This window comes from Enterococcus sp. LJL128 (assembly GCF_056924295.1).
The window spans coordinates 51,252-72,920 of the sequence record NZ_JBXPBP010000016.1 but is presented as its reverse complement, the minus strand read 5'-3'; the positions used below and the strand labels follow the sequence as shown (position 1 = coordinate 72,920).

At 37.4% G+C, this 21,669-nt stretch carries 27 protein-coding genes; 20 read left to right on the top strand and 7 right to left on the bottom strand.

Going from position 1 to position 21,669, the window contains the following annotated elements:
* The 9 genes from AC1Z3K_RS15625 to AC1Z3K_RS15585 form a co-directional block, all read left to right on the top strand.
* Positions 1-803 (top strand): pre-toxin TG domain-containing protein (locus AC1Z3K_RS15625; protein WP_461733229.1); only part of this gene is annotated, 803 nt, incomplete at its 5' end.
* A complete protein-coding gene (locus AC1Z3K_RS15620) occupies positions 803-1,159 on the top strand; it encodes a hypothetical protein (RefSeq protein ID WP_461733228.1) in 357 nt (118 codons plus the stop codon). The genes AC1Z3K_RS15625 and AC1Z3K_RS15620, both read left to right, overlap by 1 nt.
* Before the next feature lie 270 nt (positions 1,160-1,429).
* The gene (locus AC1Z3K_RS15615; RefSeq protein WP_461733227.1) at positions 1,430-1,984 is read left to right on the top strand and encodes an EndoU domain-containing protein; all 555 of its coding nucleotides are present in this window, start codon (positions 1,430-1,432) and stop codon (positions 1,982-1,984) included.
* A 23-nt stretch (positions 1,985-2,007) separates the two neighbouring features.
* The gene (locus AC1Z3K_RS15610; protein ID WP_461733226.1) at positions 2,008-2,424 is read left to right on the top strand and encodes a hypothetical protein; all 417 of its coding nucleotides are present in this window, start codon (positions 2,008-2,010) and stop codon (positions 2,422-2,424) included.
* A 366-nt stretch (positions 2,425-2,790) separates the two neighbouring features.
* Entirely contained in the window at positions 2,791-3,189 is a 399-nt protein-coding gene (locus AC1Z3K_RS15605; protein WP_426084220.1) for a hypothetical protein, read from the top strand.
* Between the two features lie 19 nt (positions 3,190-3,208).
* Positions 3,209-3,634 (top strand): hypothetical protein, encoded by a 426-nt coding sequence (locus AC1Z3K_RS15600; protein ID WP_426084219.1) that lies wholly within the window; start codon positions 3,209-3,211, stop codon positions 3,632-3,634.
* A gap of 503 nt (positions 3,635-4,137) precedes the next feature.
* Positions 4,138-4,968 carry a YwqG family protein gene (locus AC1Z3K_RS15595; protein ID WP_461733225.1) on the top strand — a complete coding sequence of 277 codons (831 nt, stop codon included), beginning with the start codon at positions 4,138-4,140 and terminating at the stop codon, positions 4,966-4,968.
* 95 nt (positions 4,969-5,063) lie between these two features.
* Positions 5,064-5,678 (top strand): Type 1 glutamine amidotransferase-like domain-containing protein, encoded by a 615-nt coding sequence (locus AC1Z3K_RS15590; RefSeq protein WP_461733224.1) that lies wholly within the window; start codon positions 5,064-5,066, stop codon positions 5,676-5,678.
* 262 nt (positions 5,679-5,940) lie between these two features.
* A complete protein-coding gene (locus tag AC1Z3K_RS15585; protein ID WP_426084216.1) occupies positions 5,941-6,354 on the top strand; it encodes a hypothetical protein in 414 nt (137 codons plus the stop codon).
* 230 nt (positions 6,355-6,584) lie between these two features.
* On the opposite strand, the gene AC1Z3K_RS15580 is transcribed toward AC1Z3K_RS15585, so the two are convergent.
* From AC1Z3K_RS15580 to AC1Z3K_RS15570, 3 genes are all read right to left on the bottom strand, one after another.
* A complete protein-coding gene (locus AC1Z3K_RS15580; protein WP_461733223.1) occupies positions 6,585-8,345 on the bottom strand; it encodes a sensor histidine kinase in 1,761 nt (586 codons plus the stop codon).
* Positions 8,342-9,052 carry a response regulator transcription factor gene (locus AC1Z3K_RS15575; RefSeq protein WP_426084214.1) on the bottom strand — a complete coding sequence of 237 codons (711 nt, stop codon included), beginning with the start codon at positions 9,050-9,052 and terminating at the stop codon, positions 8,342-8,344. The genes AC1Z3K_RS15580 and AC1Z3K_RS15575 overlap by 4 nt, the downstream gene beginning before the upstream one ends.
* Positions 9,053-9,222: 170 nt before the next feature.
* Positions 9,223-9,729 (bottom strand): GNAT family N-acetyltransferase, encoded by a 507-nt coding sequence (locus AC1Z3K_RS15570; RefSeq protein ID WP_461733222.1) that lies wholly within the window; start codon positions 9,727-9,729, stop codon positions 9,223-9,225.
* 238 nt (positions 9,730-9,967) lie between these two features.
* Between AC1Z3K_RS15570 and AC1Z3K_RS15565 the strand changes: the two genes are divergently transcribed.
* From AC1Z3K_RS15565 to ffh, 4 genes are read left to right on the top strand one after another with little or no spacing between them, the layout of a single operon-like run.
* Positions 9,968-10,444, top strand: coding sequence for a 2-thiouracil desulfurase family protein (locus AC1Z3K_RS15565; RefSeq protein ID WP_461733221.1), 477 nt, complete (start codon positions 9,968-9,970; stop codon positions 10,442-10,444).
* Positions 10,437-11,090, top strand: a complete 654-nt coding sequence (locus AC1Z3K_RS15560; RefSeq protein ID WP_461733220.1) for an NUDIX hydrolase — start codon at positions 10,437-10,439, stop codon at positions 11,088-11,090. The genes AC1Z3K_RS15565 and AC1Z3K_RS15560 overlap by 8 nt, the downstream gene beginning before the upstream one ends.
* 39 nt (positions 11,091-11,129) lie before the next feature.
* Positions 11,130-11,468 (top strand): putative DNA-binding protein, encoded by a 339-nt coding sequence (locus tag AC1Z3K_RS15555; protein WP_461733219.1) that lies wholly within the window; start codon positions 11,130-11,132, stop codon positions 11,466-11,468.
* Positions 11,469-11,472: 4 nt separating this feature from the next.
* Entirely contained in the window at positions 11,473-12,894 is a 1,422-nt protein-coding gene (gene ffh / locus AC1Z3K_RS15550) for a signal recognition particle protein (protein ID WP_426084209.1), read from the top strand.
* Between the two features lie 199 nt (positions 12,895-13,093).
* Here ffh and AC1Z3K_RS15545 read toward each other — a convergent pair whose 3' ends face one another.
* Entirely contained in the window at positions 13,094-14,371 is a 1,278-nt protein-coding gene (locus tag AC1Z3K_RS15545; protein ID WP_461733218.1) for an MFS transporter, read from the bottom strand.
* A 123-nt stretch (positions 14,372-14,494) separates the two neighbouring features.
* On the opposite strand from AC1Z3K_RS15545, the gene AC1Z3K_RS15540 reads away from it, so the two are divergent.
* Both AC1Z3K_RS15540 and AC1Z3K_RS15535 read left to right on the top strand, forming a co-directional pair.
* Positions 14,495-15,472 carry a helix-turn-helix domain-containing protein gene (locus tag AC1Z3K_RS15540; RefSeq protein ID WP_461733217.1) on the top strand — a complete coding sequence of 326 codons (978 nt, stop codon included), beginning with the start codon at positions 14,495-14,497 and terminating at the stop codon, positions 15,470-15,472.
* 31 nt (positions 15,473-15,503) lie between these two features.
* Complete coding sequence (locus AC1Z3K_RS15535) at positions 15,504-16,079, top strand: DNA-3-methyladenine glycosylase I (RefSeq protein ID WP_461733216.1); 576 nt, start codon at positions 15,504-15,506, stop codon at positions 16,077-16,079.
* A 281-nt stretch (positions 16,080-16,360) separates the two neighbouring features.
* Here the strand turns inward: AC1Z3K_RS15535 and AC1Z3K_RS15530 are convergent, their stop codons facing one another.
* Complete coding sequence (locus tag AC1Z3K_RS15530; protein WP_426084205.1) at positions 16,361-16,912, bottom strand: NADPH-dependent FMN reductase; 552 nt, start codon at positions 16,910-16,912, stop codon at positions 16,361-16,363.
* 538 nt (positions 16,913-17,450) lie between these two features.
* Here AC1Z3K_RS15530 and rpsP point away from each other — a divergent pair.
* From rpsP to AC1Z3K_RS15515, 3 genes are all read left to right on the top strand, one after another.
* The gene (rpsP, locus tag AC1Z3K_RS15525) at positions 17,451-17,726 is read left to right on the top strand and encodes a 30S ribosomal protein S16 (protein ID WP_426084204.1); all 276 of its coding nucleotides are present in this window, start codon (positions 17,451-17,453) and stop codon (positions 17,724-17,726) included.
* Between the two features lie 11 nt (positions 17,727-17,737).
* Positions 17,738-17,983 carry a KH domain-containing protein gene (locus AC1Z3K_RS15520; protein WP_426084203.1) on the top strand — a complete coding sequence of 82 codons (246 nt, stop codon included), beginning with the start codon at positions 17,738-17,740 and terminating at the stop codon, positions 17,981-17,983.
* 110 nt (positions 17,984-18,093) lie between these two features.
* Positions 18,094-18,597 carry a TIGR01440 family protein gene (locus AC1Z3K_RS15515; RefSeq protein ID WP_426084231.1) on the top strand — a complete coding sequence of 168 codons (504 nt, stop codon included), beginning with the start codon at positions 18,094-18,096 and terminating at the stop codon, positions 18,595-18,597.
* An 87-nt stretch (positions 18,598-18,684) separates the two neighbouring features.
* Here AC1Z3K_RS15515 and AC1Z3K_RS15510 read toward each other — a convergent pair whose 3' ends face one another.
* Positions 18,685-19,023, bottom strand: a complete 339-nt coding sequence (locus AC1Z3K_RS15510; protein ID WP_426084202.1) for a hypothetical protein — start codon at positions 19,021-19,023, stop codon at positions 18,685-18,687.
* Positions 18,989-20,323 carry a DUF1576 domain-containing protein gene (locus AC1Z3K_RS15505; RefSeq protein WP_461733230.1) on the bottom strand — a complete coding sequence of 445 codons (1,335 nt, stop codon included), beginning with the start codon at positions 20,321-20,323 and terminating at the stop codon, positions 18,989-18,991. Before AC1Z3K_RS15505 ends, AC1Z3K_RS15510 begins: the two co-directional genes overlap by 35 nt.
* A 203-nt stretch (positions 20,324-20,526) precedes the next feature.
* On the opposite strand from AC1Z3K_RS15505, the gene AC1Z3K_RS15500 reads away from it, so the two are divergent.
* Positions 20,527-21,069 (top strand): TetR/AcrR family transcriptional regulator, encoded by a 543-nt coding sequence (locus AC1Z3K_RS15500; RefSeq protein WP_461733215.1) that lies wholly within the window; start codon positions 20,527-20,529, stop codon positions 21,067-21,069.
* A 54-nt stretch (positions 21,070-21,123) separates the two neighbouring features.
* On the top strand, positions 21,124-21,615 hold the full coding sequence (locus AC1Z3K_RS15495; protein ID WP_461733214.1) for a type II toxin-antitoxin system death-on-curing family toxin: 492 nt from the start codon (positions 21,124-21,126) through the stop codon (positions 21,613-21,615).
* The last annotated feature ends 54 nt before the right edge of the window (positions 21,616-21,669 follow it).

Below are 21,669 nucleotides of genomic sequence, written 5' to 3'. Positions count from 1 at the left end.
CCTTTGAAGAATACCGGGCCGCAAACTTTGCGAAAGGCTCCTTCGATTACTCTTCCCACCACGATCAGATCAAGGGCTTTGTGGTAACGATTGCTGTCAATGGAGCCCTCCTCTTTTTCCAATCGAAACTGCCGTTGGCCATTGCCAATACCCTGGATATGATAGGAACTGCCACTAATGCGACCGAGGCATGGACAGGAAAAGAGCTGATTACTGGGCGGAAGCTATCCACCGGAGAGCGGATACTCAAAGCATCGTTTGCGGTACTGGAAGGCTTTATGTTAGGATATAACGGAGTTAAGACGGTTAAGGGAAAAGTAACTAAGGTTCCAGAAGTAGATGCAGGAAATACGTATCATGGACAGACGGTGTCAGGTGAGAAGGCCAGTGGAGGTAAACAGGGAGTAAATCTAGAAATAGATGAAAAACTAATGAAAAAAATTGATAAGGCATTAAGATCAAATGATCCAGCACTTAAATTAGAAGGTGAGGTCGCAGATGCTTTAAGAGAGAATGTTATTGGATTTAGAAAAAATATTGACAGTCCAAATGGACGTATAGGTGAGATTGATGTTGAGACAGAAAAATTTATTATTGATGCATTTGATGGAAAAAGATCGAAAGAGCCATCAACTTTTATGAAATACTTTGATGACAGAGCTCAATTTATAAATCCTGAAAATAAAGAAGTTATTTTATATGCACCTAATATTTCTCAAACTAAGATAAAGGGAATAGAGGCTACTGGTGTAAAAGTAGTACAAGATATGGATAGCTTAAAATCAATAATTGGAGGAAAATAATGAGTAAAACTTATCAAATCTTTTTAAAAGAAGCTTCAAATGAAATCGTAGAGACAGTGATTGGTAAGATGAATGGTTACAAAAATGAATTAGGTGAGTACACTATTCAAGTAGATGAATCTACCATATGGATTTCCCTTCCTCAAAAAATGGATAAAGAATTTTATAGTGAAGAAACAGTTGAAATTTATTCGAAATATGGCTTAGAGGTTAATTATGTTCTGAACATTGAAATAAGTAGTTATGGATCAAGTGAAGATTTAGCATGTAGATTTTTTGAAAACTTGACATGTTTTATAAAATCAGCTATTTTAATGAATCAGGATGGAGACTATTTAAAAAAACTAAATAAATAAGAGTATTCTTAAGTCATAAAAAAAGTTAATTAGTTGTATCTAGTTATTTTGAAAATGAGTTACTCAATAAATGTAAGTAAAATTAACCAATAAGTCATTAATTTTAAATTAGATAATGTACTACTTGCTTGCAGTCGAATCGTAAAGTTTTAACTGAATTGTAAACGAAAAGCAGTATTAGCATGTCATGCTAATATTGCTTTTTCTGTTTTCTAGCTATCAACCGGAGAGCGAATACTCAAAGCCTCCTTTGCGGTCTTGGAAGGCTTTGTGTTAGGATATAACGGAGTTAAGACGGTTAAGGGAAAAGTAACTAAGGTTCCGGAAGTAGATGGGGATGCAGGAAGTACATATCATGGACAGACGGTGTCAGGTGAGAAGGCTAGTGGAGGTAAATCAACTTTAACACCTGAGATGGAGACTAAAATTTTAAAAGGACAACGTAAAGGAACTTCAAATGGAATTAACGGAGGACACTCATCCAACATCAAAAATGCAAATCCAAATTTTGCTACGGAAACTATAAAAGTAAATCCAGATGGAACTAAAGTTATAAAATATACTAAACAATTTCCAGATGGAAACATCTCAAAAATAAAAACGAGCACGGTTTTTCCTGATGATTGGTCAGATACAGATGTTATTGATTCCATTCAGAAAATTAGTAACTCCAACGCTATAGGACAAAGAAGTATGGATGGATTAACTCTCCATAGAGGTAAGATTAATGGGGTAGAAATAGATGTGATTAAAAAAGGTAATGAAATAATTTCAGGATATCCAGTTGGAGGAAAACCAACTCCAGGATTTGACCCAATAAAATAGATTCAGAAAGGATAATGTAGATAATGTTTGAAAAATTGGATAACTACTTGCTAGATTTTATCAATGAAAATTCGTCAGAAGATTTTTGGTATGATTATGCTTATATACAAGCTCAGGAGTTATTGAATAACTTTACTCAAAGTGATTGGGAAGAACTGTATAAACATATTGATGCTAAAAGTGACTTATGGAAAATACGAGTAGCTTACTGTATTGATGAAGATGCAGGAATGAACGGCTTTAGATTTCTTTTAAGTTTAATGAATGATAGTGATGATGTCATTGAGTATGCACTAGATTCACTGAGGTCATTCGATGCAGAAGAATATAAGAGCATAATAAGCTCAAATGATATTTTAAAAATGAAAGCACAAGACCTATTAGAAAATGCTAGTCCTCCAGTAAAAAAAATGTTAGAAAACTTTTTAAAAATAAGCTAGTTAAATTTTATAAAACTAAATAAAAAAAAGGCACTCAATCACAAGACTGGTAATCAAGTGACTGAGCCTTGACTAGTAAGAAAGAAGCTCACTAATCAAGTTGCCAATAGCTAACAAAAGCTAACTGTATTTATTGTACAATAGATAAGCTATTTTCGTAATAAAATAATAGCCGCATTAGCAAATTACAAATGAAAAAAAGTATTAGTGTGACAGACTAATACTCTTTTTTATACTCAAAGCCTCGTTTTGCGATACTGGAAGGATGTATGTTAGGATATAACGGAGTTAAGACGGTTAAGGGAAAAAGTAACTAAGGTTTCGGGAGTAGCTTCAGATACAGGAAGTACGTATCATGGACAGACGGTGAAAAATGAGACAGCTAGTGGGGCTGAGACTATCAAGCAACCAAATGATTTTGCTACAGAACCGTTCTTACCAGAAGAGTATTATAAAAATAATTATTCTTCTATGGATGGTGTTCCGAACAGTAGAGTGGAATATAATAGATTGGGTTCTAGTGGAAATGTAGAAAAATCCGTCATTATTTATGATAAACAGGGGAAACAAAGTATAAGAATAGATTATTCAGATCATGGAAATTCTTTACACCATACTAATCCCCATATACATGAATATGAGTGGAAAAATGGCTATAAGCATCCTTCTTCTCATACAAAATATTTCTTAGATGACAATGATGTATTAAGGCCAGGGAGAATTGATCAAGGAACAAATAGTATTACTTTTTATTTTGATAAATAAAATAATTAGGAGGAAAAAAATGTTTGAATATATTGAAAATAGTAATGTGATTTTAGATGAGATAGGTTCAGATAATCCATTTCATTTTAGCGATATTATGAAAATAGAATATAATATTGAGGAAAATATTTTTAATGAAAAACGCTCAGTATTAATTTTAGATGTAAAGACTAAATTTTCAAAAAAGCCTCAAGTAATGTTATCAAAATTTAAATTTAATAATGTAAGTGAGTTATCGCTAAAAGAGGTTACTAATATTGACATCTATGACAGACTAATAATAAGAGATATGAAGAATGAACCTATGGATTGGCCAAGAGACAAAAGATATCATGTTCATGATGACAGTGGTTATGGAGAGAATGATGGATATAATTATATAAATTTTTATTGTGAAAGTATTGAAGCAATAGGATTAGAGGAGTTTCCTTACGAAGATTTCTAGTTTATTTGATGGAGACTATTTTAAAAAACTAAATAAATAAGAGTATTCTTAAGTCATAAAAGTGTTAATTAGTTGTATCTAGTTATTTTGAAAATGAATTACCAAATAAATGCAAGTAAAATTAACCAATAAGTCATTAATTTGAAATTAGATAACGTACTGCTTGCAGTCGAATCGTAAAGTTTTAACTGAATTGTAAACGAAAAGCAGTATTAGCATGTCATGCTAATATTGCTTTTTCTGTATTCTAGCTATCAACCAGAGAGCGAATAATGCGGTCTTTGAAGGCTTTGTGATAACGGAGCTAAGACGGTTATAGGAAAGGTAACCAAAGTGCCGGAAGTGGATGCAGATGTGGGAAGTCTGTATCGTGGATAGACAGCAAATTCCTAAGAGCTGAGCAATCACATTCAGCTTTTCTTATTATCAGAAAATACTGACAATAAAGCCTTTACATTGTTGAAAACTAAGTGTTATGATAAATAAAAAACGGGAGGAAAAAAATGGAAAACGAGCTTAGGGATTTGTTGCCGGAGTTTTGGCAAAAAAAATTTGAATCAACAAAAAAAGAGTATATTAAATTAACGTTTTCCAATGAAGGACCATTGGATTTAAAAACAAGTAAGGCAGGAGGAGTAGGCTATCTTCCTGTCACAGAAAATTACCCGCGGAACACGGAAACGGGTATGCCGCTCTTTTTATTAACACAGATTAATTTTGAAGAGCTGCCTGTCTGCAGCGGATTTCCTGAAAAGGGAATCTTAGCTTTTTATGTAGACTATACAGATGATTTAATTGGGGCAGATTATGAACAGTCGGAAAATCGTGCAGGTTATCATGTTTTTTACTTTAAGGACGATAGGACGACTTCTTATACCAAAGAGCAGCAGGAAGAAATTCAGAAGGAAGCGGTAGAGGGCAACGAGCTATATGCGGTAGTAGATGGAGAGTTTAGGATTAGCGGCAGCTTGGATGCTCAAATATTAAATACAGATAGTTATGAATTTAAAAAAATCTTTGGTAAGACGATGTTTGAGTGGTTAAAGGATGTCACCGACGACAGTGAGTTGGAAGAAAAAATTTATAATGCGCTACATAAGGGAGCTACTGGCAGTAAAATTGGTGGTTATCCATTTTTTACTCAGGAGGATCCACGTATCTATGAAGCAAAAACGGAGTACGACACACTATTGTTCCAACTAGATACAGAAAAAATTGGAGATTCATGGTCAATTATGTGGGGAGATATGGGTGTCGCAAATTTTTTCATTAACCATCAGGCATTGCAGCAAAAAGACTTTACAAAGATTTTATACAACTGGGATTGTGGCTGAGATATGTAGATATATAAGGGGAAATCGTTAGAAACAGACCAGTCGACTTTACTACGCTTGTCAGTGCAAAATTGAACATTGAAAGGAGATAAAATATGAAGAAAATGCTGTTAGTCTCGATGTTTCAAAATGTTTATCCTTTCGTAGAAGAGATTGAGCCGGCGATTAGCGGACAAACAATCACTTATATCCCGACTGCAAGCAAGGTAGAAAAATTGGGTTTTTTTGTAAGGTTAGGTAAACGTAAATTAAGAAAGCTTGGGTTGGCAATTGAAGAGCTGGATATCTCTACGGCATCCTACGAAACAATTAAGAGTACATTGGAAAGAAATGATTGTATCTATATTGCGGGTGGAAATACTTTTTTCCTGCTTCAGGAGATGAAACGAACAGGTGCCGACAAGTTAATTATAGAAGCAGTCAATGGTGGCAAGCTCTATATAGGAGAATCAGCTGGAGCAATCATTGTAGCACCAGATATCGAATATTCATCTCCAATGGATGATAAGCAGAAGGCGCCTCAGTTACAGAATTATTCTGGTTTACAATTAGTTGATTTTTATGTTGTGCCTCATCAGGGGCACTGGCAGTTTAAGGAAGCTGTTGCCACTATCAGTGAGAACTATTCTGGAAAATTAGATTTAAGAATAATCAATGATCATCAAGCAGTTTTTGTTGAAGGAGAGAAGGTTCGATTGCTTGAAAAATAGCTGCGTAGTTTCACAGAACTTTTTCTCAAACAAAGAGTCAGCGCCGCAGATATTATTCTATTAAAAGTTGTGAATGAAGGCACACACAATTATTTTGCAGACTAATCCTGCAGGTGAGAGTATTGCCCGACTTATTTCCAAAGAAGCAGCTTTTGGATTGTCGTTTATTTAAAATTAGGCAGACTAAGAGTCTGGAGAGGTATTATTGTCTCAAACAAATACAACTGAAATCTGTAGCTTCTATAAAGCAAGGAGAAATTACATGCTAAAGCTAAAAGAATACAAGCTATTGCCAGTAACTGTGCCGGAAAAAGAACTTTATCATCTTTTTTGTGAAGCAATCTCAAATTTTGAAAATGGTCGTGTAGATAAGGGTAATTTTTTTGAAATATTGGTAGAATTAACGGATCGACAAGGATATACTTATGAGATTTTAAAGGAACCGTTAAAATCTGAACTAGACAATTTAGTATGTAGCTTGTGGAATACTGAAAGCTATGTAGATGTGGATATTCTGCTGGTGATTATCCTTAGTTTAGGATTAGTGAAGAGCTTCAATCAAGTGAAAGAATCGATTGCAGATAGAACAGATATTGATGGGCAAATACTTCTGGAAATACAAGAAGCAATTAGTGAAGCGGAGGAGAATATAGCCAATCCTTACCATGATTACTAAATAAAGCGTTGTTAGTAATGAAAATAGATAGGAAGTATATGTGGAGGACAAACAGTACAATAGTCAAAGAAGCAGTTCTTCCAATTATTTTATGGAATGAGCTAAACAGGTACATTTTAGAAGAAAAATGAGCAATAGGATTGTTGACGTATACGACAATCCTACTGCTCATATATTTTTATAAAACAGGCCAGATGCCCTGATTCCTTAAAATCAAACAACAGTGTTTTTTAGATAAGCGGCAGGCGCAAGATAAAAGCAGCACCTACGCCAGGGTGACTATCTACAGTGATTGTTCCGCCAAGCTGTTCGCTGTAAGCCTGAACAATGGCGAGTCCTAGTCCAGTGCCTCCGGAATAACGAGCCCGGGCTTTATCCACCCGATAAAAACGCTCAAAAATTCGAGTTTGTTCTTCCAGAGGTATGCCAATGCCGTTATCTTGAACCGAAATCACTAATTCTTGTGAATGCAGTCCGAAGGAAATCTTGAGTTCCCCATCCACAGTAGAATATTGGACTGCATTTTCAATCAGATTCTTTACAATCGGATGAAAAAGCTCATAAATGGTATTGAAGGTAAGTTCTCTTGCTCCAGTAATAGATACCTGCAGTTTCTTTTCCTTGATTGGGCGCTGATAAGAATGAACAATTTCCTTAATGAAGGAGTATAGTTCAATTCCCTGCTCGCCATAGCTACTTTTAGAGTCTCTAGAAAGTAAAATGATTTCTTGGATGAGCCGCTGTAGCCGATAGGCATCTTTTTGAATGATTTTTAAAAACTCAGTTAGTGTTTCCGGATCATCCTTAGCGCCGTCCAAGAGTGTTTCAGTAAAACCAATTAAAGAAGTAACTGGTGTTTTCAGCTCATGAGAAACATTACCGACGAAATCTGTTTGGATTTTTTCCAGTCGACGTACTTGAGAAAGGTCATAGGCAACACCAAAAATTTGGTGGTTATTATAGTCATTATCAAAATAGTGTAATGAAAGGTCAATAATCGTTTCCGTTGATTTAGAAGCAAGCGTAATTTCCTGTTGAACATTGCGCTCCTCTGTAATTGCCTGATTGATCAACTGAATCAAAATGGGTTCATTGATTGTTTCTACATAGCTTTCCCGCTTGGCAGGCACTGTCCAAATGTCCAAAAAGCCGCACATTACAGGATTAATTAATTCCAGATTCCCATTCTTATCAATAATAAAAACACCAATCATCAGCTCGTTGAGTAGACTGTGCAGCTGCTGTTCTGTAGAGGTGTAGGCACGATATGTTTCACTCATCTGGTTGCTTAGCTCATTTGCTGTTTCGTATAATTCATGCCATTCAGAAGACTGCTGGATGATTGAACGATTTTTCTCAGGCTGTTGAAGCATCCGTTTCAGAAAAGGCAAGACGGTAAGTAAAGGTTTGTTCTTTTGCCGAATCATAAGTAGTAAAAAGACTGTAATGATAAGAAAGAGCAATCCAAAAATGATGATTAAGAAATTGCGAAATGCCGCTAGACTACTGGAAAATTTGCTGGCTTCTTCGGAAATTCGGATAATGCCAATTAATTCCCCTCTTATTTTTACAGGAATCGCCAGATAAAGCAGTTCTGAGTTTAGTGTAGCACTGGTTCGATGATCAGAGCCAAAAGCTGCACCGTTTAAAACAGCTTTAATTTCTGGTCGATTAGAACGGGAATCCTCCAGATTCTTATCGATTGTGTCATAAAATACCTTCCCGCTAGGGTCTAACAAACTGATTCGTTCTTCATTATCAGCTATGTAGGCTTTCAAAAAGCTCTGCTCTTTTGCAGCAAGCTCCTTTTCTCTAAAAATGCTGACTGGAAGCTGATTGGTTAGGAATTCTGCTTTCTTTTGCAAGTAGCTTTCCTGCTGATTCATCAGCTCTTGTCTGAAAAAGGAATTAATAGTAAATAGGCTGACAAAAAATAATAGCAGCATGCTTATAATGGTGAGGAAATATTCCAGACGCTGCCGTTTATTCATTTTTTAGGCTCCTGGAAACGGTAGCCAAAACCGCGGACGGTTACTAGATAAACTGGACGTTTCGGGTCTTTTTCAATTTTGTCACGCAGATGACTGATATGGACATCCACAATTCTACTTTGACCAGAAAAATCATACTGCCAAATCCGCTCCAGTAAGGTATCCCGATTGACAACACGGTCTTTTCTTTTCATGAAATATAGAAGCAGTTCGTATTCTTTTGGAGTAAGTTCGATTTTTTTTCCTTGAACAAACACTTCATAGTTTTCCTCATCAACCTGAATTTCTCCGATAACCAGAGGTGCTTTCAGTTCATTTCTCTCCTCAGAATTACGAGGGCTGACGTTCATCCTTCTAAATATAGCCTTCATGCGGGCGAGAACTTCACGGGGGCTGAAAGGCTTCGTTAGATAATCATCTGCACCAATTTCTAAACCAATAATTTTATCTACTTGATCATCTTTAGCTGTTAAAATCAGGATTGGCGTCTCTACTTTTTCTCTTCTAAGTGCTTTAGTAATATCAAGTCCATCCATTCCGGGAAGCATTAAATCCAAAATGATAAAGTCAAAGGAGTTGCCTAGTGCTAGTTCATATGCTTCAGTTCCAGTATCTGTAGTGGTTACCTGATACCCTTCCTTTTCAAGATTAAATTTCAATAAAGTTAAAATAGAAGGTTCATCATCTACAACTAATACATGTTTCATGGAGTCGCTCCTTTAATAATTAGGGATAAAGTGACGTCAGTCACCGCTGAAAATTGCCTTCTGCTGGGTAACAGCTTGCGTCTTTATTTTAGCACAGTTTCACTAATAGATGTTTATCTATCAACTTCTTAGGTTTCTATTTTTGGAGAAGAAAAAATTGTACACGTGATTTATTCAAAAGAATTGCTCAAGAGCTTTTGATACAGTTCAAACTGATCAAGACCGTAAGCACTGTAACCCAAATCTACAGCAGCAATATATTGAAATTCAAAAGCCCTGTAAAGATTTTTAGCCGGAATATTTTCTTCATAGACATCTAAACGAAGAGCTTTTATCTCCATTTGCCGACTATAGCTGATAATGCTGCTCATCATCTGTTTTCCGATACCCATAGTTAGAAAGTCAGGATGGACAGCGAAAGTACGAACAACAAAAATATCCTTGTAGTCTAAATGGATTTGCCAATCAGCCAGAGAATAGGCAGCTTCTGGTTCGTGGTTCAAAATAACTGCGCCAATAATTCTGCCTTGTTTACGGAAGACAAAAAGATTACTAGCTGCCACTGCTTGTTCTGCTGTTTCCCTGGTAGGGTAAATCGCCTTTTGCCAGCCGGGATAATTAGTATGAGCAGCTAGATAATCATTGAGTGCATCATATAATAATGCTACCTCATTCACATCGTGTTTCCTGGCTTTTTCAATCAGTTTAATTACCCCTTTCTTTTCTAATAGTGTTTGGATAGTATTATAGCTTATTTATTATTATACAGATGAGTCGCTGTTTCTGTCAGTTTTTTTAGAGAACGGCTATGTTAGTAATAACTTTGTAGACAGTATAGAGAAAATGGTATAATGGACTAGATTTATAGTAGGGCGATGACAGATAAATAGTAAAATTGGTTTTGGGGGTAAAAAAATGATTGGAATCAGCGCCTGTCTCGGAGGCAGCTGCTGTCGTTACGACGGCACAGCAAAAACAATTCCAGAGCTGCAGCCGCTTATTGAGACTGGAAAAGCTGTCTTGATTTGTCCGGAAGTACTAGGCGGCTTGGAGATACCTAGAGAGCCAGCAGAAATAGTCGGTGGCGACGGCTGGGATGTTTGGACTGGTAAAGCAAGTGTTCTGACTATCAGTGGCAAAGATGTAACAGCTGCTTTTAAAACTGGTGCAAAACGAGCGTACAAAAAATTAAAGGAGCAGCAAATCACTCATCTCTTAACCAAAGAAAACAGTCCTTCCTGTGGTAAACAGCTGATTTATGATGGTCGTTTTTCTGGAATGAAAAAAGCAGGAGTTGGTGTCGCGGTTGCCTATTTTGAACAGCACGGTATTAACGTAATGCCAGAAAGTAAGTGGAAACAAGTATTGGAGGAAGTAGAGCTGCATGAGTGAAAAGGAAGTATTAAAAGTATTCAATGCTGAATATGAAAATATTGGAACAGCAACCCGGGAGCAGATTCATCAGCAAGGGCTTTGGCATGAAACTTTTCATTGTTGGTTCTATGAGTTAAAAGCTGATGATTTAATTATTTATTTTCAAAAAAGAGCACGAACCAAAAAGGATTTTCCCGGAATGCTGGATATCACTGCTGCAGGTCATCTTCTAGCAGCCGAGCAGGTTGCAGATGGGTTTCGCGAGGTAGAAGAAGAGCTAGGGATTAAAATAATGCCTGAGCAGGCAGAATCGCTGGGGGTATTTATTGTTGAAATTGCCTTGGACGGTTTTATTGATAATGAATTTACCAATGTCTTTTTAGTTCGTCAGGAGCTGGCTGCTCGGACATTTGTTTTACAGGAAGAGGAAGTAGAGGGGCTTTTTCCAATCACTCTTACAAGTTTTAAACAGTTGTTTAAAAATGAAGTTTCTCAGCTGAACGTTGAAGGGCTTTGTCAGCAGGACGGTCAGCAGTTTTCAGTGGTTCAAACGGTTCGAATGTCTGATTTCTGTGCCAATGCCCGCTCGTACTATGAACAACTACTGGCTGCTTTTGAAAAAATCCTTGAAAATCATTCCAAGACTCTTGACTATTGGAAATGAAATCGGTAACCTAGAAGGGATTGAGATGGAGGAATAAACATGGAAATCGAAAAAACGAACCGTATGAACGCCCTGTTTGAATTTTACTCCACATTGCTGACTGAAAAGCAGATGAACTACATGGAATTATATTATGCAGATGATTTTTCTCTTGGCGAAATCGCTGAAGAATATCAAGTGAGCAGACAGGCCGTTTATGACAATATCAAGCGGACAGAAAAAATTATTGAAGAATATGAACGGAAACTCCACTTGTTTTCGGACTATATTGTCAGGGGAGAGCTGCTTGACAAGCTAAAAACCTACTCCACTGAAACGTACCCGAAAGATGAGACATTAATTCATTATATCGAACAAATTCAAGAAATAGAGGAATGAGAATATGGCATTTGAAAGTTTAACAGAACGTCTACAGCAAGCGATGAGCAAGCTGCGCCGTAAAGGAAAAATATCTGAAGCAGATGTAAAAGAAATGATGAGAGAAATCCGCTTGGCATTATTGGAGGCCGATGTTAACCTCCAGGTTGTTAAAGACTTTACAAAGCGGGTTAGAGAACGTGCGGTTGGAGCGGAAGTATTGGAAAGCTTATCTCCAGCTCAGCAGATAGTAAAAATAGTTGATGAAGAGCTGACTGCAACCTTAGGGACAGAGACAGCCGAACTGAATAAGTCTCCTAAAATTCCTACTGTAATTATGATGGTTGGTCTTCAAGGGGCTGGTAAAACGACATTTGCAGGTAAGCTGGCAAATCAGCTGATAAAGAATGAAAAAGCCCGTCCGTTGATGATTGCTGCCGATGTATACCGTCCAGCAGCGATTGATCAGCTGAAGGTTCTGGGGCAGCAATTGGATGTTCCTGTGTTTGATATGGGAACAGATACGAATCCTGTAGAAATTGTAAAGCAGGGGATGGCACTTGCGGCTGAAAAGAAAAATGACTATGTTCTAATCGATACTGCCGGACGTCTTCACATTGATGAGGGACTGATGGATGAGCTGAAACAGATTAAAGCAATTGCCGAACCAAATGAAATCTTACTGGTTGTGGATGCTATGACTGGACAGGATGCAGTCAATGTTGCTGACAGCTTTAATCAACAGCTGGGGATTACCGGGGTAGTTATTACAAAGCTTGATGGTGATACTCGTGGTGGTGCGGCGCTTTCTATCCGTGCAGTGACTGGTGCGCCAATCAAATTCATTGGTTCCGGTGAAAAACTAACGGACTTAGAGGTTTTCCATCCGGATCGGATGTCCAGCCGTATTTTAGGTATGGGGGATATGCTGACCCTTATTGAAAAAGCTCAGCAGGATTATGACGAGAAAAAAGCTGAAGAGCTTGCTCAGAAAATGAAAGAAAACAGCTTCGACTTCAATGACTTCATCGAACAGATGGATCAGGTGATGGGGATGGGGCCGATTGAAGACCTGCTGAAAATGATTCCAGGAATGAGCGGGATGCCGGGCTTGGAAAATGTTCAAGTAGACCCCAAGGATATGGCGCGTAAAAAAGCAATGGTTCAGTCTATGACGCCCGCAGAACGGGAAAATCCGGATTTATTGAACCCTAGCCGTAGACGTCGGATTGCTGCAGGTTCAGGAAATACGGTCGTAGAAGTAAACAAGATGATTAAGCAGTTCAAAGAATCCAAGAAAATGATGCAGCAGATGACCAATGGAAACATGAATATTCCTGGGATGGATCAGATGTTTGGCGGTGGAATCAAAGGCAAGCTAGGCAAGATGGCTATGAATCGCATGGTGAAAAAGAACAAAAAGAAAAAGAAGAAAAAGAAAAAATAAAAAGCTGGACAACAAGCAGCCAACATCTTTTGGCAGGATGAAAACAGCAGAAATTTTTGCTGAAGCTCATAAGCAATGAGTTCAGATGGGATGTGTATGGAGCAGCTGCTCCATAGATTTATAGTAGTTATGATACCTGCATTCGTCAATTTGATGAATGCAGGTATCTTTTTTAGTAACAATTTATAGCGGAAATGATCTATTTCTCTTCTTCTAAATCCACAGTGATAACAGACGGCTCAGCAACTCTCCTAGAATAGATTAAAGCAAAAATACTAATAAGCAGTGTAGCAACCAGATAGATCTGCCAGCTAAAGACAGGTGTCAAAGTGTTGGCAATGCCTAGGAAAACGGCTTGCCCTACTGGACCGCCTAACAGAACAAGGGTATTAAAAATTCCACTGGTAACAGCCAGTTGCTTTTCGTCAATTTGGCGCATCATATAGGCGGATACTCTTGGATTCATTTTCCCAGTTAGATAGCCGACAATGAAAAGACAAACAATCATGAGTAAAGAATGTTTAAAAATTAGAAAGTTCAACGCCAAAACTCCCAAAACCACCATAGTAGCAGAGATTAGCGGCAGTGTAGAAACAGATTTAAGGAAGTCATTTGTAAATAATGAACCAATAATTATTCCAGCCGATAATGTGATGCCGATAATCGCCAATGTATTGCCGTAATTTCCTAACCACATCGGCTCTATAGTCAGCAGGCTGACGTTCATCAGACCATCGATACATGTTCCAAGTGTATTAACAGCTAGAGCAAATAGAGCAATGATTTTTAAAAAGCGGTTTGTATAAATCAGCTGTAATGTTTCCAATAGGTTTGACTTAAAACCAGATTTTGCCTGCGTTTTAATGGAGTGATGATTGGGTTCGGCTGCTCTCAACAATTTTCTTTGCTGAAATATTGCAGCACCTGCTAGTAAAAATGTCCCGGCGTTTATCAAACCGAAAGCAGAAAAATCATAACGAAGCAGTATGATAACCCAAGCACCAACGCCTTGAAAAATAATTTGTACGAGCGTTTGCGTAGCTGTTTGAAAGCCAAGAGCTTCTTCTAAAAGCTCTTCAGGAATGAGGCGGCGTAAAAGCGGGAGCTGAAGCCCGCCGCCATAGGCTCCTAAACAGTCAGAAACAATATTGATGAACAGCAGCAGCAGAAACAAGGGAACGGAAGAAGGCAGACGAATCGCAATTGTCAGCAGAATGAAGAGTAGGAATTGTCCTATTCGTGAAATAATCATCCAGCGGGTTTTATGTCGGGTTTGATCAGCCAGATATCCTGTAATAATGTTTAGCAAACTGGGGATGAGTAAAGCCATTGAAGCAAGTGAGACGGCCATTCCTTTAAATGGTGTAGTGCTGGCATAAATAATAAAAACAATATTGAATAAGCTATTGCCGATTCCATTGAGCAGAGCAGCATTGATGAGTGCCCGATAACCTTTATTTTTTCGATATTCATTCATAAAAAAATACGCCTTTTCAGTTTATTTTTAGCGGCCGGCTAAATTTATTTTGTATGTTTACTATAAACAAGGTATGATTAAATCGAGTCAAAAATCCACTATAGTAGAAAAAAGGTGAGGTATATGCGAGAAGGCGAGTTGTTTCGGCAATTAAGAAAAGATCGGGGATTAAGTTTAAAAAAAGTAGCTGATGAGCTAAATAGTGTCTCATTCATCAGCAAGTTTGAGCAGGGTAACTCTAACATCAGCATTCATCGGTTAGAACGTTTATTGGAAAATATCAATGTAACGATTGAAGAATTTTATTACTTACGCGCTCCAAAATCTCAGGTAAAGTTGTTTACACTGTTGACAGATTTGCCCCATTATATGACTGGAACTTACTTAGTTTATTTGAATCGGATTATGATTATAAATGAAAAATATAACTTATATCAACGAGAGAAGGGAATTGCTGAGCTGAGAAAAATCTATAGTGAACTGGACGGTAGTATCCGTTGGCAGAATTTTGTGCAATTGTTCTGTCAAATATTGATAGACTCCTATCAGGCGAATCTTCACAAAGTGAAAGGAGTAGGAGCACAGAAGCTTTTTGACAACTTTAGGATAAAAACGCGTCCAGTTGTGAGTTATCTATATAGTGTGGAAAATTGGGGAGTATTTGAAGTGTTGATTTTTCGTTTCTTTCAGTTCGCTTTTCCTGTTGAGACGATTCGCCAGCTGTTGCCCACGGCACTTTCCCGAATGGAAAAAGAAGCAGGTCTTTCGATGATGAGAGACCTACGCACAAGTCTCCTGTTTTCTGTTTTCACAACCTTCATCAATTTTCGATACATCGATGAATGTAAAGAAGTATTGAAAATATTAGAAAAAATTTTGTCAGATACCTCAGATTCGGCAAATAGCATTCATCTTTTATTTTATAAAGGCTGGTTTCAAATGGTTACAGAGTCGAAAGAGAAAGGGTTGGAAAAGTGTCAGCAGGCACTCTCAATTTTTCGAATTTTAAATTTGCCAAAACTTGTTCAAAATTCAGAATACATTTTGGAAATTGTTCTACAAAACTTGGAAAAACCCGATGATTACATGGTTTTTAGCTAAAAAATAAAGAGTGAGGGAGAGGAGTTAAGCTATGGAAAAATGTGAATGGGCAAAAACTAGTGAAAAGATGGAGCACTATCATGATGAGGTATGGGGTGTTCCTGTCTACGAAGACAGATTACTGTTTCGTAAACTAGTTCTGGATATTAATCAAGCTGGGCTGAGCTGGCAGACGATATTGAATAAAGCAGAGGCATTCGATACAGCATTTGATTTTTTTGATATTGATAAAGTTGCCGTCTATGATGAAAAGAAAATTATTGAACTGCTGGAAAATCCTGAAATTATTCGAAACCGCAGAAAAATTGAAGCGGCTATTCATAATGCAGGGATTGTTCAGAAAATTCAGAAAGAGCACGGCAGTTTTTCAGATTATTTGTGGCGGTTTGTTGATTATCAGCCACTAGATATGAAACGAAGTAAACTGAATCCACCAGTTGTTACGAATGAGCTGTCTGATGAAATTAGTGCAGCAATGAAAAAGGATGGATTTAAATTTATTGGAAGTACGATTATTTATGCGTATCTTCAAGCAGTTGGAATTATTAATGACCACGTGATTGAATGCTGGCGGCATGATGAAATCCAAAATTTGGTAACAGGCTAACAGGAGTAGCTGAGCTGACTGAGAAATCTGTATTTGACTACGAGGTAGTAAAGGATGGGCAGCTTTTTATTTAGTATAAAAAGAGGCAGATTATGAAGCGTTACAGCTGCTGATTTGGAGATGAGACTGTTGAGTAGTAATAAAGTTGCTTGCAAAAGCAACCGGTATTCGGTATTTTTAAGTGGGAAAACGAACGTATTCCAAAGAAATAAACATTAATCGGATATTGCTAAAGATAAAAAATACCTCTAAGCAAAAAAACTTGCTCAGAGGTTTTATTTTTATGAATTTGCTTCAGTAAAGGCGATAAAACTATCCATGATTGCTTGTAAAAAGCCAGTAGTTCCTTCAGCAATTGTACCGTCTTCGTTAATTAGGTTTGCAATGTTGCCGATATAGGCTTCAGGCTGCTGTAAAGTTGGTACATTTAGAAAGACAAGAGACTGTCTCAAATGATGATTTGCTCCAAATCCACTAATCGCACCTGGAGAAACACTAACGACTAAGCCGGGCTTCTTATCCCAAACGCTTTGTCCATATGGACGGGAACCGACATCTAAACCATTTTTTAAAACAGCAGGAACTGAACGATTATACTCAGGGGTGAAGAAGGCAAGAGCGTCAACTGCTTTTACCTGATTTCTAAATGTAGTCCAGGCTGGTGTTGGCGTACCTTCATCATCCAAATCTTGATTATACAGCTCTAAAGGAGCTAAATCGATAAATACTGCTTCATATCCTTCTGGCAGCAGCTCAGCAAATGCTTTTGCCACCTTACGGGTATAAGATTCTTTTCTTAAGCTTCCTACAAAAAATCCAATTTTCTTTGTCATAACTAATTTCCTCCATTCTGAACGGTTCTTCTCTCTTAATCCTAAGCTCATTTAGCAGTTATTGCAAATAAAACGCTTAAAAATGGGTAAGGAAAAGAAATCTGTACTTGTCATATGAAAAGAAATTGTTGCAAACATGCGAACAAATGATACTTTTAAACGAATTATCTAAAGTAGATGCTCTTAAAGGACAATTAAAAAAACACGGTATTCAACGGAATACCATACTTATGTTTCACTTCTCCTGCCATTTAAATTAAGTGGAGGAAAGAAGTATATAGATGTACTTAACCACATCAGGCAACCGGAAAGAGTGAATAAATACTATTTAGTACGATATCTACTCTGTTCTCAAGGTTTAGCACTTCTGTTCCAACCACTATAAAGACACAAGGTGCCCCTGCCAAGGTAGGAAAACTATAGCATGGAATAAAAAAACTGTAAAGAAAAATTAGGTGTCAAGAAAAAACTCTTTACAGCCTAGAATAAATCTGGTAAACTAGCATTTGTGATTAAGTTAATGGAGGTGTAATTATAAATGGCAGTTAAAATTCGTTTAAAACGTATGGGTTCTAAGAAAAATCCTTTTTACCGTATTGTAGTAGCTGATTCACGTTCTCCTCGTGATGGACGTTTCATCGAAACTGTAGGAACTTACAATCCTTTGAAAGATCCTGCGGAAGTAGTTTTAAAAGAAGATTTAGTGTTGAACTGGTTGTCTAAAGGTGCTCAACCTTCTGATACTGTTCGTAATATCCTTTCAAAAGAAGGCGTGATGAAGAAACATCATGAAGCTAAACTTGAAAAGAAATAAGGTGATTAAACATGACTGATGTAAAAGAGTTAGTATTAACGATTGTTCGTCCGTTAGTTAGTCAGCCTGAAGCTGTTTCTTTAGAAATTGAAGAATCAGACGATTTTTTTGAATATAACTTAACTGTATCGCAGGAGGATATCGGACGCGTGATTGGTAAACAGGGGAGAGTTGCAAAAGCAATTCGAACAATTGTTTACAGTGTTCGTACAGATGGACCTAAAAAGGTTCGTTTAAATATTCTTGATGGACAGTAGGTTTTGACCAGTGAAGCAGGCGACTGTTTTGCTGGTTTTTTATTACAGTAAATTGTCGAAAGGAAGTAATTCTTGTGATTGATAGCTATAAAGAGCAGCTGCTGACAGGTATGAAGGAGTATTTTGCACAGTTTTCATTAAGTGAGGGGGATGTTTTTGTATTAGGATGCAGCTCCAGCGAAGTGATTGGAGAACAAATCGGCAAGCATTCTACTTTGGAAATAGGAGAGGCAATCGTGCAGACACTCTTAGAGGTGTTAAGAGATAAGGGAGTATTTTTAGCTGTACAAGGATGTGAGCACATCAACCGTTCATTGGTCCTTGAACAAGCGGCTGCTAAAAGGCTTGGTTTAGAAATTGTCAGCGTAGTTCCTTCTATGGCTGCAGGCGGCGCTGCTGCAACTGCAGCATACAGGCTTTTTGAAAGTCCTGTCATGGTTGAAAAAATCACTGCTGTTGGAGGAATTGATATTGGTGATACCTTTATCGGCATGCATGTTCGACATGTGCAGATTCCTATCAGAACAAGCGTTAAAGAAATAGGTGCAGCACATACCACTTATTTGGCTTCACGGCCCAAACTAATTGGTGGTCCGCGGGCAAGCTATGAATAAGATACTTAAAAAGACAAAGCTGGGACAAAAGTAGGGGGCTTTTTAGCATCTCCCTTGTCCCAGCTTTGATTAGTTGTCTGCTCATTTCTAATTTTTTCTGAATACTTTTATATCAAAGATTGAGGAATCAAATGTAATTTCCGCTTCATCAATCATCAAGCCCAACAGATGATAATCCTCCTCCTCATGATGAGTAATCCCCAGAAGTTCGTCATAATATGATTCAACACTAAGGTCTCTTGGTGTATTCAACAGCTCTAACAGCTGTAGAACCCCTTCAGGCTCTTCTTCGATTTTTCCTTGCATTTCTACATAAAAACCATCTTCAGTAAAATCCAGACCAATTCGAATATCTTCTATTTCATTTGCGAAGAAATAGGTGAGAAGTTCATCAATGATTCGTTTTGCCTTTTCTCTTTCCTGCATTTCTGTTCACCTTTCTGATCTGTAAAATATTATCAAGCAGCGGTACCATGACAGCTGCAACAAAACCAGTAGAAAATCCATTATTATATAAATTGAGACCGCCGTGGAGAAAACTGACATTTGTCACCAGAGCCATATGGAAAAATCCGGCAATCATCCCATAAACAGGACCGTAATATCCAGCAATAGGAGCTAGACTTGTTCCGAACACACCAGCCATGACAACGACAGTCTGATCTACCTGAAAGGTAGTTGAGAGCTTAGCAGTAAAGAAAATACCTATTAATAAAGGGAAGCTGTTTAATACATGATTCCCAAAAGCGCTGAAACCGACTGCGGAAAGGATGGCGCCGACAATTGGTCCATTCAGAGGCGCCTGACAAATCAGTGAATAGCTGAGAAGAAGAAAGCCCATCAGCGACATATTCATCATGGTTGGACCAACCCCGGCAATCGAGATAAAATCCGTAATCAGCTTTCCTGAGGTTTTACTAATTGTTTTTAATCCATTTAAAGAGAAATGGTTCAATCCAAAACCTATACTGAACATTAAACCAAATAAGACCAATAAAAACAAGAGTAATTGATTATGAAATGAAGTAGAAACAAGGTGTTTAACTTCAACCTGTTTATCAAACATCTTTAACGTACTGGTGAACAACATGGCGATTAAACCAGAAGTGAAGCCCACGTTGTAAAGTGAAAAGCCTTGATGGAAAATCAAAACGTGAGAAGCCAGCGGCGGCAAGACAAGACCAAGAAAAATTCCGATTAGATAGCTCAAGGGAATACTAATCACCAGAGGAAGGTCTAAACCGAAGGTAACATAACTAATAATTGGCGACAGTGCACTTCCAAAAAGACTAACAACAATTACGGAAGAAAAAGGGCGTTTTGTCAGCTTACAGTATAGATAGCCACCTAAAATAATAGGGATTGAGTTATAAAGGTTTTTGCCGAAAAAAGAACAGCCTGAAACCGTAAATAGAGCAGCGATTACCGGTCCGGTAATCAGCACTTTTTCTCTTTTAGCTAAGAGAACGCTTACTAAAGTAAGTACACCACTGTTGAAAAAAGCACTGTTAAGAGAGCCCAGCTGAATATAATCTGTTAGAAGATGGCTAGGGGAAGTCAAAATATTAATAGTCCCGAATGCTAAAAGAGAAAGAGGACCGTTAAGCAAGCCAAATAATATCAGTAAAATAGAATAGGAAATTAAAAGAGTATAAGTTCGTTCACTTTTTTTTTCTAAAAATTGCTCTTTTTTTGTATGTAATAGCGTAATACTGTCGTTTTTTATCGCTAAAACTCCTTTCTAAAAAGATATTTATATAGTTAATATACCTATAGTTAATACCAAGGGTCAACATAATTCTGTGAAATTATCATGTTTTTTAATGATTTTCACAATTATTGATAAAACTGTAGTGAAATAACAGTGTAAAATAGAGAGTGAAGTGGAATGGGGAGTATATACCAAATCCTTTACGAAAGGGGATAACCATGGTTAGGAAGAAAGTCTATACAAAAGATCAGATATTGAAGTCATCGTACAATATTGTTCTGAAGGAGGGATTTTCAGGAATCACTGCTCGAAATGTAGCTGATAAGATGGGCATTTCAACGCAGCCGATTTATCTGGAATTCAGCAACATGGATGATTTAAAAGTTAATTTACTAAAAATGATGCATAGTCGTTTGGAAAAGAACTATTATGTTAATTGTGCAGTAGATGATCCAATTATTGATTTTGGTTTGAATGTCATTGATCTTGCGAAGAACGACAGTAAACTTTTCATGCATCTCTACATTGACCATCACGGGTATGGAGAGCTGTTGAATCAGCTGACGCTGAGTGTTTTTGAAAAGCAGCTGAATCAGGCTCAAAAGTATCTAGGGTTGGAAAAAGAAACGATTATTGAAATCTATGAAAAAATCTGGATTACGGCAGCAGGACTGGCAACACTTCTAGCTTCTGATGCGATCAGTCTGTCAGATAAAGCTGTAAATAGCTTGCTGAAGGAAGCAGTCGAAAAGTATTTATAACGAATACGTTTGTCTGTTAACAAGATAATACAATACAGAAAAGGAGGAACTACTTTGAAGCTAACAGCGGCATTATTTACGGAAATCAATGATTTTTGCCAAAAAAAGGCAGAGCATTTAGTTTCTCCAATGTATGGAATACGAGATGAGCATGGACTGGAAAGCATTGCCGCCTCTGTGGATCAATATGTCTTTGATAGAGAGGTCTATCCGAACTTGTTTTCAAAAGCAGCATTTGTCTGGATGTCTCTGACAAATTATCATTGCTTCTATAATGGAAATAAGCGGACTGCTTTATTTACTGTGTATCTTTACCTATATGTCAATGGCTGTCACATGGGTTTACCGGAATCACAAATTTATGATGCTGCACTTTCTATTGCTTCCGGCAGGATGAGCGCTGAAGAAATAGCTAAGTTGCTTAAGCAGCTATCTATTGTAGACAACAATAGTTCAGAAGTAGCGGTAAATCTAAATCTGTTTGAGACGATTTATCTTGAAAACGAAGACTTAGTTCGAATTTTAGGGAAATTGGCTGTAACCTAAAAAATGTAGCTAAATAGAAAAACAGGAACTTTTTGACTAGAAATGTCAAAAGGT